This window comes from Bacillus sp. T-10(2022) (assembly GCF_056502895.1).
The window spans coordinates 4171889-4184455 of sequence record NZ_CP113518.1 but is presented as its reverse complement, the minus strand read 5'-3'; the positions used below and the strand labels follow the sequence as shown (position 1 = coordinate 4184455).

12 protein-coding genes and 1 riboswitch are annotated in these 12567 nt (G+C 41.3%); of the genes, 10 read left to right on the top strand and 2 right to left on the bottom strand.

Features of this window, described 5'->3' with window-relative positions:
- Positions 1-48 precede the first annotated feature (48 nt).
- Positions 49-876 (bottom strand): protein-glutamine gamma-glutamyltransferase, encoded by an 828-nt coding sequence (locus OSJ91_RS20450; RefSeq protein WP_350299718.1) that lies wholly within the window; start codon positions 874-876, stop codon positions 49-51.
- 314 nt (positions 877-1190) lie between these two features.
- A riboswitch (TPP riboswitch) is annotated at positions 1191-1300 on the top strand.
- A 134-nt stretch (positions 1301-1434) separates the two neighbouring features.
- Between OSJ91_RS20450 and OSJ91_RS20445 the strand changes: the two genes are divergently transcribed.
- Genes OSJ91_RS20445 through OSJ91_RS20425 form a run of 5 tightly spaced genes read left to right on the top strand, consistent with a single transcriptional unit; the run spans position 1435 to position 5022 of the window.
- The gene (locus tag OSJ91_RS20445) at positions 1435-2430 is read left to right on the top strand and encodes an ABC transporter substrate-binding protein (protein ID WP_350299717.1); all 996 of its coding nucleotides are present in this window, start codon (positions 1435-1437) and stop codon (positions 2428-2430) included.
- An 11-nt stretch (positions 2431-2441) separates the two neighbouring features.
- Entirely contained in the window at positions 2442-2726 is a 285-nt protein-coding gene (locus OSJ91_RS20440; RefSeq protein WP_485890321.1) for a thiamine-binding protein, read from the top strand.
- Positions 2723-3505 (top strand): ABC transporter permease, encoded by a 783-nt coding sequence (locus OSJ91_RS20435; RefSeq protein WP_485890320.1) that lies wholly within the window; start codon positions 2723-2725, stop codon positions 3503-3505. The genes OSJ91_RS20440 and OSJ91_RS20435 overlap by 4 nt, the downstream gene beginning before the upstream one ends.
- Positions 3489-4232 carry an ABC transporter ATP-binding protein gene (locus tag OSJ91_RS20430; protein WP_413019269.1) on the top strand — a complete coding sequence of 248 codons (744 nt, stop codon included), beginning with the start codon at positions 3489-3491 and terminating at the stop codon, positions 4230-4232. Before OSJ91_RS20435 ends, OSJ91_RS20430 begins: the two co-directional genes overlap by 17 nt.
- 19 nt (positions 4233-4251) lie before the next feature.
- Positions 4252-5022 carry a TatD family hydrolase gene (locus tag OSJ91_RS20425; protein ID WP_485890319.1) on the top strand — a complete coding sequence of 257 codons (771 nt, stop codon included), beginning with the start codon at positions 4252-4254 and terminating at the stop codon, positions 5020-5022.
- 38 nt (positions 5023-5060) lie between these two features.
- Here OSJ91_RS20425 and OSJ91_RS20420 read toward each other — a convergent pair whose 3' ends face one another.
- Complete coding sequence (locus tag OSJ91_RS20420; RefSeq protein ID WP_137018150.1) at positions 5061-5861, bottom strand: NAD kinase; 801 nt, start codon at positions 5859-5861, stop codon at positions 5061-5063.
- A 312-nt stretch (positions 5862-6173) separates the two neighbouring features.
- On the opposite strand from OSJ91_RS20420, the gene OSJ91_RS20415 reads away from it, so the two are divergent.
- From OSJ91_RS20415 to sppA, 5 genes are all read left to right on the top strand, one after another.
- On the top strand, positions 6174-7841 hold the full coding sequence (locus OSJ91_RS20415) for a PrpR N-terminal domain-containing protein (protein ID WP_485890318.1): 1668 nt from the start codon (positions 6174-6176) through the stop codon (positions 7839-7841).
- 154 nt (positions 7842-7995) lie between these two features.
- Complete coding sequence (locus OSJ91_RS20410) at positions 7996-8970, top strand: 2-keto-3-deoxygluconate permease (protein ID WP_485890317.1); 975 nt, start codon at positions 7996-7998, stop codon at positions 8968-8970.
- Positions 8971-8997: 27 nt separating this feature from the next.
- Positions 8998-10290, top strand: a complete 1293-nt coding sequence (locus OSJ91_RS20405; RefSeq protein WP_485890316.1) for a four-carbon acid sugar kinase family protein — start codon at positions 8998-9000, stop codon at positions 10288-10290.
- Positions 10290-11285, top strand: a complete 996-nt coding sequence (gene pdxA, locus OSJ91_RS20400) for a 4-hydroxythreonine-4-phosphate dehydrogenase PdxA (protein WP_350299710.1) — start codon at positions 10290-10292, stop codon at positions 11283-11285. Before OSJ91_RS20405 ends, pdxA begins: the two co-directional genes overlap by 1 nt.
- A 275-nt stretch (positions 11286-11560) precedes the next feature.
- Complete coding sequence (gene sppA / locus OSJ91_RS20395; RefSeq protein ID WP_485890315.1) at positions 11561-12562, top strand: signal peptide peptidase SppA; 1002 nt, start codon at positions 11561-11563, stop codon at positions 12560-12562.
- Positions 12563-12567 lie beyond the last annotated feature (5 nt).

The following is a 12567-nucleotide window of genomic DNA, read 5'->3' as shown; positions in this document are numbered from 1 at the left end:
TGGGAGATCTCTCCCCAAGCATTTTTTTATGCATATAAAACAAAAAGGTCATGAAAGGTATATCTTCGAACCTATTTCAGAAACAATACAATTGGAAAGGCTGACAGGACAGTGATCGGGCTTTGCTCGGGGGATATTTAGTTGAAATTGTCTATAGAAGGAACTATCCAGGAAAATGATATGTGTTGTCAAGAATGCTGATATGGTGGCGTACGGCTTTCTATTGCTATTTAATTCATTGATGATTCCCTGTGCAGTGGTAATCCCGATCCCGTGGCCATAAAAGAGGTTTCTCCCTAATAATATGGCATTTTCACCTTGCCATTCAGGAGTTGTCTCGTCATGATCAGGGTTTATGAAGTAAACGCAATCCCCTGGTAAATAATCCCGTCCTTGGTGAATGATAAGAGCCATATTCCTTGGAGGGCGAAAGTCATATAAAAATAGGTCTGAAAAAAGATAGTCGAAATTCCTGGGGCCGATTAAATCCAAAATCGCCTTTAAAAAAGTGACGACTATTGCTGTCCCGCATTCGAAGGCATAAAGCCTTCCATTCATGAAAATGTCAACAAGCGCAGCATGAGGGAGAATCCCTGGCTGAAGGGTAAAGGTGCCATCCTTTGAAAGGTGCCAATATTTTTGATTGGATTGAGATTCCTCAAGTGTGGAAAATTCCGGACCACTTTTATCCAACGCAATAGCTGCCTCTATGACTCGGTTCCTCAGCTGTATCTCGAAATTAAAATCCCCAAAGTTCCGGTATTCAAAAACGTTAGAATCTTCCGCCAAGCATTGAAGAGTTTCAAGTGATTTGGCAGATGCTGTACCTGGTTGGATTTGACTGACATCTAACCATTTGTGATTAATCTTTATCATGATCATATCCACCTTTTGCTTATGAAATTAAGGGTTTAATAAAACCGGTAAACAAAAATGTCTACAGGTAATGCTCATTATATGAATGCTTGCAAAGAAATGACTATTTGATAAGTGTCCGCCACCGTTGCAGCCAAGAATGATTAGAAAGGAAAGAGGCAGAATTATTTTGCTTTCAATGATTTTCGTTCCAAAAGATGTTTTGCAAGAAATCCTAAAGTGCCAGGAATACCTTTCCAATTAGTGAGAAGAAGCAAATTAGTATTCCTTTTTCCCTATGAATTGATATAATGAGAGAGAAAAGTTCATATGTGCGAGAAATGTAGGGGGGCCAGTACTGCTGGCTGAGATTGCATCCTTTAGATGCTGACTCTTTGAACCTGATCTGGATGATGCCAGCGGAGGGAACATATTATTACTGATTTTCTGTTTTGTATGTTAACGTCCGAATTCATCTTCGGGCGTTTTTTGCTTTTTTATCCAGTATTTGAATAGAACCTGGAGCCCCATTATGGTTCCGGCATATGGATCTTATAAGATGTGTAGGAGGATAATGACTTGAATAAATTCTTACCACTGTTAACTTCGTTGTTCCTTTTGGCTGGATGCGGTGCAGGCGGAACTAATGAAAAAGAAGAAGCATCTAAAAATGAAGAATTAAAAAAGGTATCGGTCGTGCTCGATTGGACACCGAATACAAACCATACAGGATTGTATGTAGCCAAGGAAAAAGGTTATTTTAAAGACCAAGGTCTTGATGTGGAAATTATCATGCCAGGTGAAGCTGGAGCGGATAAGCTTGTCGCTTCAGGAAAATCTGAATTTGGCGTGAGCTACCAGGAGGGCATAACGCAGGCCCGCGTGCAGGGCGTGCCGATTGTTTCGGTTGCTGCCGTCATCCAGCATAATACCTCTGGATTCGCTTCCCCTGAGGCAAAGAACATTAAAACTCCCAAGGATTTTGAAGGGAAAACGTATGGTGGCTGGGGGTCTCCGGTTGAAAAGGCCATTATTGATTCACTAATGAAAAAAGAAAATGCGGATGTAAATGAAGTGGATATAGTCAATACAGGAGACATGGATTTTTTCACTTCGGTTAAAAGGGATATAGATTTTGCCTGGATTTATTATGGATGGACAGGCATTGAGGCTGAGTTGCGAAATGAAAAGCTTAATATGGTTTACTTAACCGAATACTCAGATAAGCTTGATTACTATACGCCTGTTTTGACTACAAATGAAAAGATGATAAAAGAAGATCCCGAAACTGTTAAAGCATTCGTTCATGCAGCATCGAAAGGGTACCAGTTTGCGATTAAGAATCCTGCTGATGCAGCAGACATGTTAATTAAGTCTGCGCCGGATCTTGATGCAAAACTAGTTAAGAAAAGCCAGGAGTGGCTTGCAGCCAAGTATCAGGATGATGCTCCGCGTTGGGGTGAACAAAAACTGGAAATCTGGAAGAATTACAGTGATTGGATGACTGAAAACAAGCTTCTTGAAGGTGATTTCGATCCTGAAAAGGCATTTACCAATGAATTTTTACCAAAATAGGAGGAAATACAATGGCCAATTCATTAATTAGTATACAAATTATCCCTAAAGGGAAAAATGTCATCCCTATGGTCGATGAAGCAATCAAGATCATTGAAGAATCAGGTGTCAAGTATGAGGTTCACCCGCTTGAAACGACAATGGAGGGCGAGCTTTCCGAACTTTTTGCCGTGATAGAAAAAATGAATGTAAGAATGATTGAAATAGGATCGCCGAATGTCATTTCGCAAGTGAAAATATTATATCAGCCAAGCGGGATTACGATGGATACGTTAACGGAGAAATATCGGGCATGATCGGAAGGGGAATTTGGAAGAAGGGGGCTCCCTTCTTTCTTTTATTATTGTTGCTGATAGTTTGGGAGTCAGTGACAATCTTATTGAAGGTTGAAGAATGGCTGCTTCCCGCTCCATCGGCCATTTTCATTGAAGGAATTGAGTCGTCGCGCAATCTTTACGGACACCTTATATCCACAAATGAGCTTGCGTTGTCGGGCTTTTTTATTGGAAGCTGCATCGGCTTATTGGTTGCTGCAACCTTACACCTATTTCCAGGTGTGAAGGACGCGGTTTATCCTCTGCTCATACTATCACAAAATATACCTATCATAGTTTTGGCCCCGCTTTTGGTGATCTGGTTTGGCTTTGGCATGCTGCCTAAGTTAATCGTGATTTCGCTTGTATGTTTTTTTCCGGTTGCGGTTGCATCATTGGACGGTTTTCGCCAGACACCATACGAACTTAAGCATTATTTCAAGATGATGGGAGCGGGAAAGAACCAGTTATTTTGGAAGCTGGAATTTCCCCACTCAATCCCGTTCATTTTCTCCGGCCTGAAAATTTCGGCCACCTATAGTGTAATGGGTGCGGTTATTTCAGAGTGGCTCGGGGCAAAATCGGGGATTGGTGTTTATATGACGCTCGCGTCTTCTGCGTTCAGGACAGACCGGGTGTTTGTTGCCATTTTCATCATCATGGGAATGAGCCTGATCTTTTTTGGAATCATCACCTTCCTGGAGAAATACTTAGTTTCTTGGAAGAGAAAGGAGGGCGGCAAGGATGAAGCTGGAAATTAAAGATGTCTCCTATTCTTTCGATGGTAAACAGAATATATTGGAGAATATGAATTTTCATGTGGGTGATGGGGAATTTGTCACGATCCTTGGGCCATCGGGCAGTGGTAAAAGTACATTGTTCCACTTGATCGGCGGTATTTTGAAGCCGGATCATGGCATCATTTCACTGGATGGTAAAAAGATAAATGGTTTAAAGGGCCATATCAGCTATATGCCGCAGCAGCCTTCCCTTTTACCTTGGAGAACGGTATTGGAAAATGTTTTGCTTGGAAGTGAACTTGCTGGGATCAAAGATAAAGAAAAGGCAAAAGCCCTTTTGATGAAAGCTGGATTAGAAGAGTATGAGAAAGCATATCCGCATGAATTATCAGGAGGCATGAAGCAAAGGGCCGCATTCATCCGGAGTATCTTAAGTCCACAGGACTTGATGTGCCTGGACGAACCCTTTTCTGCCTTGGATGAACTGACAAGATTGAAAATGCAAAAATGGCTGTTGTCGGTTTGGGAAGAAAATCGGAGGTCGGTGCTTTTTGTTACGCATAGCATAGATGAAGCGGTTTTCCTATCCGATAGAATTTATGTGTTATCAGCAAAACCGGCTGCTGTCATCAAAGAAGTGAATGTTCCATTTCCAAGGCCAAGAAGTGAAGAACAGCTTCTTAGTGATGAATTTTTTCATTTGAAAAGAGAGTTATATGCAGCATTAATGCCAACTCTTTCTACTTAAGTAAGGAGGCTATTAAATTTTGAGAATCATTGACAGCCATATCCATTTGGATAAATATGATGTTGTTAAGCGGAAGCAGATTTTGACTGACATGGAAAAGGTTCATTTGCAATCCTTGCTGACTGTTTCCATGAATTTGGCTTCTTCGATTAACAATTATCAGCTTTCACTGAAAGATTCCCGAATTAAGCCTGCCTTTGGCTTTCATCCAGAGCAGCCCCTCCCGAGTGATGAAGAAGTGAACGAATTATTGAACTGGATGCGGGAACATCGTCAAGATATGGTTGCCATAGGTGAGGTTGGACTGCCCTATTACTTAAGGCAGGAAAATCCTGATATTGATAACTCAGCGTATATAGTGATACTGGAGAAGTTCCTGGCTTTTGCTAAAGAGGTGGAAAAGCCGGTTATCCTTCATGCCGTCCACGAAGATGCACCTATCGTTTGCGACCTTTTGGATAAGCATCAAATCACAAAGGCGCACTTTCATTGGTTTAAAGGCGATATCCGGACAGTCGAAAGAATGGCCGAAAAGGGCTACCGCATTTCGATTACACCTGATGTTTGTTATGAGAGGGAAATACAGGATCTAGTTTCGGCATACCCACTTAATCTGATGATGATTGAAACGGATGGCCCATGGCCGTTTGAAGGGGTTTTCGAAGGGAAATGGACCCATCCCGGCATGATGCATGACAGTGTGCGTCAAATTGCTTCGATTAAAGGGTTGCCGATTGAAAATGTTTATGAAACCCTTTATCAAAATACGAAAGATTTTTATCATATATAAAGGTACCGGCTATCATCTCCGGTACCTTTTTAGTTCGTTCAAAGGAAGGTCCTTTTAACCTTTTCCCAAAAGGAATTGTCTTTTAGCTTAACGGTCTTGATGACTTTACCGCTTAACCGGACCTTTACCTGTTCGACATGATTGATGCTTAAGGCTTCATTGTCCATTCCGATGATCGGATAGCTTGGTCCGTTTTGTTCAAGGTGGATGGTCAACGTCCTATCACCGCTTAGAATGAATGAGGAACCTAAGGTCCGATAGGTATTATTATTGATGGAAGCAAGCTCGCTCACTTGAAAGCAAGGGAGAAGGGGATCGACAACGGCCCCATTGACCGATTTATTATAGGCGGTGCTTCCTGTCGGAGTCGCAATAATGATTCCGTCCCCGCGAAAAGTTTCAAAATGGAGTCGATCAATGAAAATATCCATGATGAACGTTTTGGTGATGGAAGACCGGATACTGAGTTCATTAAGGGCATAAAAGGAGGGCTGATCATCCAATTGGATATCGATGGTTGGATATTTACGCACCTCAATTTGCTCTCTAGTCATGGCATCGATCATTTTATCCGTATCTTCCAAGTGGAAATCGCAATACATATTCAAATTACCTGTGGTGGAAATGCCCGCATATAAACAGTCATCCCTGAACCCGGTTTTACGGGCTGCCTGCAGGAATGTGCCGTCATCACCGATGCTTACGATGATGTTTGCTTTTGTGAAATCCTGGATGACTTCATACGAATGTTGCTTCGCCAAGTCTGACAGGTATTCAACCTTGCTAAGCATCTCTGCATTAGGTGCATGGAAAAAATAAATATTCCTTCGAGTGTTCATCATGATCCCTCCTAGTATGTATGTTTATGAAAGGGCTTTCTTTTCTTTTGAAAAAGGAAAACCGCAGTACAAAATGCAGCTGCACATTTCGTGCATTTTTATATGACATAGTTTATCATGGAATGAAACATTTTTGTTATTCGTTTGAGGAAGCAGTATTAACTCGATAGCGAAGCAGTTCCTTTTAGGAAGTGAAAAGCGAATAATGGTATAATGAATTCTCAGTAAGGGCTCTTTAAATCCCTGCCATACAAAGGGTATATGACCAATTGGTGAATAGGGTTCGGATATAAAAGAAAGTAGGTTATGTGTATGAAAGTACATATCATTGCACCGTATGAATCAATGATTCCAATTATAAAAGCGTGTGTGCCTCTTTATCCAGACATAGAAATAGGGTATTCCATAGGCGACTTGGAAAATGGTGTTGAACTTGCAAAATTGGAAGCGGAAAACGGAGCGGATGCCATAATCAGCAGGGGAGGGACGGCCAAGTTAATTAAGAAATCGATCAATATTCCAGTGATCGACATGCACCTTTCCGGTTATGATATGATCCGTTCCCTGACATTGGCCAGTGAGCTTAAAGATAAAACGGCCATCGTAGGATTTTCAAATATAACATCAGGCGCCCAATCGATTATTGACTTATTGGACCTTCCTTTACAGGTTTATACGGTCCGTGAATCAAAAGAAGTAGCTCCTCTCATTTTGACTTTGAAAAACGAGGGTTATAAACAGATTGTTGGTGATGTGATTACAATAAATACAACCATCTCTTATGGCATGAAAGGATTCCTCATTCAATCGGGAAAGGAATCAATCATAAGGGCTATCAATGATGCTAGGGAAATGATTGCCTATCTTCATTACAAAAGCGACATCAATAGGATGTTTGAAAGGCTTTTAGTCAAAGAAGTCCACAATATCATCATTTTAAATAGTGATAACCAAATCGTCTATGAGCATTTAACGGATTTTGACTTCAATCCATTGACCGATGATCAATATAGAACCATGAATGGAGAAGTGAACGTAAGTAAGCAGCTTCATACCAGTTTTTCACAGGATGGCAGCAGTATAGAGGTAGACGGCTTTTGGCATGATGGTTTGTACTCTTCATATGGTGTTTATGTATTAGATGCCAGTTCGATGAAACGATTCGAACAAAAAGGGGTGCAGATTAAGGAAGCTTCCATCTCAGAACCGATTGCCATAGATACAGTTCTCATAAATAATGTAACATCGCTATATAAGAACCATGAAATCATTCACTTAAAAGGAAATCGAGGGACGGGTAAGGAGTTTCTTGTAAATTATATACATAATGAACAAACTAAAAATGGAAAGCTTCTTATAATTGATTTCAAAGAATTCAAGGAAGCTGATCTTAACAAGCTCCCTCTTGAGCATATCCGCACCATAACTCTGAAAAATATCGATTGTCTAGATGATTATGAACCATTAAGAGAATTTCTAAGCATTTGCTGCAGAAAAAGTCTATCGATATTCATTGTATCAAATGTTCAAATCAACGAAGCCATTGCTGGACATTTTGCAATAAACACGATTCATATGCAGGATTTATCGCAACGAAAGAGCGATATAGGAAACTTATCGAAATTCTTTTTATCCTATTATCATCAAACGTATGGAACAACCGCAATGAATATAAAAAGTGATGCTCTTGCTCTTCTGGAAGAGTATTCGTATCCTAACAACATTGACGATTTAAAACAGTTAATTAAGCAAATTGCTTTAAATGAAAAAGAGTATGTGATACGAAAGGAAACCATTCAGAAAATAATAGAAGATAATAACATTTCGACTGATATCTTCGTTTCACAAAAAGCGACGCTAAAAGAAATGGAAAAGTATATCATTCAGCGAGTTCTTAAAGAGGAAAATTATAATCAAACGAAAACTGCCGAACGATTGGGTATTAACCGGGCAACATTATGGCGCAAACTTAAAGAATGACTTTAAGTTTGTTTTTTTTTGATTAGAGTGTTGCATTTTTAAACTATTTTAACAAAAAGTAGTTTTATATTTTTATAAGTGTTGCTTTTATTAACATCGTATTTTAATATGAATATTGTAAGCGCTTTAATAATAAAACAAAGGGGTTTTTATTATGAGAATTAAAGCAACGCTTGATCGTATCCCAGGGGGGATGATGGTTGTTCCGCTATTGCTGGCAGCCACTATCAATACATTATTTCCTAGTCTATTAAGGATTGGCGGTTTTACGGAAGCACTCTTCGTGAACAGTTCAAGTGCTTTGATAGCATTATTCCTCTTAATTGCCGGAACGCAAATCAATCTTCGTACAGCAGGCACTTCGGTGAAAAAGGGCGTTATACTTTTAACATATAAGTGGGTGTTAGGAGCACTGGTCGGCCTACTTGGGTTCTGGCTGGCAGATAGTAACGGATTGTTTTTAGGGATGGCACCATTGGCAATTATTGCAGCCATGACAAATTCCAATGGCGGGCTTTATATTGCATTAGCCGGTCAGTATGGGAAAGAAGAAGACAAGGCTGCCTATCCATTTCTCGCTTTAAGTGACGGTCCATTCTTAACAATGGTAGCGCTTGCTATTTTCGGGACAATGGGCTTCGCTGATGGCATGTTCTCTCCAACTTCGTTCATAGCCGTATTGCTTCCACTGCTAGTCGGGGTGGTATTAGGGAATTTGGATTCCGAGATGAAAGATTTCCTTTCTAAAGGAAGCGATAAGCTTGTTCCATTCTTTGCTTTTTCATTAGGTATGGGGATTAATTTCACAGCGATAATCCAAGGTGGATTAAGTGGAGTATTACTTGGCGTGATTACAGTTCTCCTAACTGGTGGAGGAGGGTATCTGATCTTTAAATGGATAGGATGGAACCCGATTGTCGGTGCTTCTGAAGGCTCCACTGCGGGTAACGCCGTCGGGACTCCGGTGGCTATCGTGGCAGCGAATGCTTCATTCGGGATCCATGCGGAGCTTGCTACTGTACAAATTGCAGCAAGTGTTGTAACAACAGCTATCCTTCTCCCGGTATTCATCGGCTTCCTATCCAAGCATTTGGATAAGAAGGGTGGAGTGGCTAAATACAATAATTAGGCTAGCCCATGTTTTGGAGGGATTTAAATGAAATTAGCGATTATTGCGGATGATTTAACAGGCGCCAATGATAGCGGAGTCCAATTGGCTCGACATGGTCTTAAAACGACCGTACTATTTGGATTGGATGAAGAAAATGTACGGGATTATGATGCCGTCGTATTTGATACAGACAGCCGCTCACTTGAGAGGCAAGATGCTTACGATAAAGTCAAGGCAGCGGCAGGTTTTTTAAAGCGGGCTGGCTTCTCAACGATATTCAAAAAGCTGGATTCGACAATGCGCGGTAATATCGGTGCTGAAATCGATGGCATCTATGATGCTATAAGGCCGGATTTAGTCATGATCGCTCCGGGTTATCCTAAAAATGGAAGGTCAATTCTGGATTCTACCCACTATTTAAATGGTATTCCTCTTGGAGAAACAGAGATTTCCAAGGACCCAAAAACGCCTGTGACCCAATCGTATCTGCCAGAGTTGATTGGCGCCCAGACATCACATAAAATTGGTACAATTACAGTGGGAGATTTGGACAAAGGCAAAAACCATGTGAACAGAAAGTTATTAGGGTTTGCAAAGGATTCGATAACGTATATCATCATCGATGCAACCGAAGAGCAGCATTTGAACGACATATTGAATTATACAAAGGAAATGAATCTTGAAGTGGCCTGGGCGGGATCGGCAGGGATCGCCAATTACCTGCCTGACCATTATTCCATTCCACACAAGGAAAATCGATTGAAGATCCCTAATTCAAGCTCGCCGGTCCTTACAGTGATCGGAAGTGTAAATAAGAATTCACGGAAACAGTTGAAAAAAATGCTGGAACAGACCCAGGTACATGCCATATCATTCGAGTCCCATAAAGCTGTAGGGGACGACCGGGAAAGAACTGAGGAAATCAGGAGAGTCTATCATGAGGCCATCCAAATGGCAGCACAAGGGCAGGATGTCGTCATTTATTCCACTGCAGAAAAAGCGGATATTGAAATGGCTTGGAAAACAGGCGAATCTAAAGGCCTTACTCATACACAGGTCAGTAACGAGATTGTGAAAGCGATTGGAACAGTATGTTCTGTCCTGTTAGAGAAACAATATTTTAAAGGTGTGACAATGACCGGCGGCGATACGGCCAAGCAAATATGCAATCTATGGGATGTAAAAGGTTTCGAATTGCTGGATGAACTGGAAATAGGAGTCCCAATCTCCAAATTCCTAGGTAATGACGATATTTATGTCGTCACGAAAGCTGGAGGATTTGGTTCAGAGGACGTATTTATTCATGCGATGAATAAGTTGAAGGGGGAGAATGATTGATGAGACCCATTATCGGAATTACGATGGGAGATGCGGCGGGAATTGGCCCGGAAATTATCGTAAAAGCACTGGCTCACGTTGAGGTGTATCAACAGTGCAGGCCGCTAATTATCGGAGATGCGAAAATAATAGAAAAGGTTAAGCCTATAGTAGGCTTTGAGGGAGCGGTTCATGCCATAAAAGATCCTACAGAGGCGAAATATGAGTTCGGTTCGATAGATGTTCTGGATCTGGACATCCTGCCTTTGGACCTTCCATTTGGAGAAGTTTCTGCTTTAGCGGGAGACGGCGCCTTTCAATACTTGGCAAAGGCCATCGACCTGGCAAAGGAGAAGAAGATTCATTCAATCTGTACAGCCCCACTGAATAAAGAAGCGCTCCACAAAGGCGGTCATATGTATCCGGGTCATACAGAGATTCTTGCTGACCTTACTGATACAAATGACTTTTCGATGATGCTGACCACTCCCAATTTAAAGGTCATCCATTTGACGACTCATATGGGGCTGATTGAAGCTATCGAAAGCATTAATCCTGAGCGGACGTACAAAGTAATTAAACTTGCACATGAAACGCTGACAAAGGCGGGCTTCCAAAACCCAAGCATTGCCGTTTGTGGAATAAACCCACATGCAGGGGAAAATGGCTTATTTGGAAATGGTGAAGAAGAAGAGAAGTTAATGCCTGGAATAGAAAGGGCACAGGCTGAAGGAATCAATGTAAGCGGACCGCTTCCTGCAGATACATTGTTCTACCGGGCTGGGCGTGGAGATTTTGATATTGTCATTGCCTGTTATCATGATCAGGGACATGCCCCAATCAAGGTTATGGGGATTGAGGCTGGGGTCAATATTACCGTAGGGCTCAAGGGCGGAATTGTCCGAACTTCCGTAGATCATGGCACAGCTTTTGATATCGCTGGAAAGAACATCGCTGATGAAAAAAGCATGCTTGCGGCCATTCAGTCAGCAATTGAATTAGCTCCAAAGCAATAAATAGAGAAGCTGTCGGGATGATCCCGGCAGTCTTTTAGTTGAGCTGATTTTCCGTTTACGGCATTTACTGCTCCGCTCAAAAATTGAAACTTGGTAAAACTAATATATTAATGAAGATTGAAAAATAAATGGAGATTGTGCAAAATGCACCAATATATTTCCAATTGGAGGATTATTTGCTACAATTTTATATGTCTTGGTTTATCATGGAATGAAACATTTTCGTCTTTAGTTCGTATGGTAAGAAGGATACATATATTTAAGGGGGAAAACAGATGAATGGAAAGCGTTGGGCGGCACTTGGAATTGCAGCCGTTTTATTTTTTGTTTCTATTGTTGTAGGCACGGCTACGACTATATTTACAGCGGATACGGAAAATATCATTGATGATTTATTTGCTTCTGAAAGTGCATTTTACGAGGAAGTCATAGAAGGCGATGATTTCTCTAATGTAATTGCCGTATTCGATGTAGAGGGCACGATTCAAGATACAGGAGAAGCCTCATTACTTAGTTCGGCAACATATAATCACCGTGCCTTCATGGATAAGCTGAAGATGGCTGAGGAAAATGATGATATCAAAGGAATCATCCTTCGGGTGAATTCTCCAGGCGGCGGTGTCGTCGAAAGTGCAGAGATATATGAAAAGATCCTTGATATCAAGAAAGTGAAAAAACCTGTTTATGTATCAATGGGGTCTATGGCGGCTTCAGGAGGATATTATATTTCTGCACCAGCCGATAAGATTTATGCTAGTCCGGAAACGATGACGGGTTCACTTGGTGTCATCATGCAGGGGTATAATTACGAGAAGTTGGCCAAGAAGTATGGTGTTGAGTTCCAAACCATCAAAAGCGGACCACACAAAGATATTATGAGTCCGACCCGGGAAATGACTGGTGAAGAACGTGAAATACTCCAAGACATGATCGATAATTCTTATAACCAATTTGTAAAAATCATTGCAGACGGACGCGGTATGTCAGAGAAGGAAGTAAGGGAAATCGCCGATGGCCGCATTTATGATGGACGTCAGGCTAAAGAAAACCATCTAATCGATGATTTCGGCCATTTGGATGATGTAATTGCCGCGATGAAAACGGATATCGGTGAAAAGGATGCTCAAGTTATCCGTTATACAGATGAGGCAGGATTCGGTTCATTATTCAGTATGGGTGCGCAAAAAATGTTGGGAAATGATGTGGAAACGGCAGTCTTGACAAAAATCCTTTCCTCTTCAAATTCTCCACGCTTAATGTATTTGTATGCGGAATAGGGGGG

Excerpts from the sequence above, each read along its gene's own strand:
- OSJ91_RS20450 (WP_350299718.1), bottom strand. The coding sequence starts at position 876 with ATGATAAAGATTAATCACAAATGGTTAGATGTCAGTCAAATCCAACCA.
- OSJ91_RS20440 (WP_485890321.1), top strand. The coding sequence starts at position 2,442 with ATGGCCAATTCATTAATTAGTATACAAATTATCCCTAAAGGGAAAAAT.
- OSJ91_RS20435 (WP_485890320.1), top strand. The coding sequence starts at position 2,723 with ATGATCGGAAGGGGAATTTGGAAGAAGGGGGCTCCCTTCTTTCTTTTA.
- OSJ91_RS20430 (WP_413019269.1), top strand. The coding sequence starts at position 3,489 with ATGAAGCTGGAAATTAAAGATGTCTCCTATTCTTTCGATGGTAAACAG.
- OSJ91_RS20420 (WP_137018150.1), bottom strand. The coding sequence starts at position 5,861 with ATGAACACTCGAAGGAATATTTATTTTTTCCATGCACCTAATGCAGAG.
- OSJ91_RS20415 (WP_485890318.1), top strand. The coding sequence starts at position 6,174 with ATGAAAGTACATATCATTGCACCGTATGAATCAATGATTCCAATTATA.
- OSJ91_RS20410 (WP_485890317.1), top strand. The coding sequence starts at position 7,996 with ATGAGAATTAAAGCAACGCTTGATCGTATCCCAGGGGGGATGATGGTT.
- OSJ91_RS20405 (WP_485890316.1), top strand. The coding sequence starts at position 8,998 with ATGAAATTAGCGATTATTGCGGATGATTTAACAGGCGCCAATGATAGC.
- pdxA (WP_350299710.1), top strand. The coding sequence starts at position 10,290 with ATGAGACCCATTATCGGAATTACGATGGGAGATGCGGCGGGAATTGGC.
- sppA (WP_485890315.1), top strand. The coding sequence starts at position 11,561 with ATGAATGGAAAGCGTTGGGCGGCACTTGGAATTGCAGCCGTTTTATTT.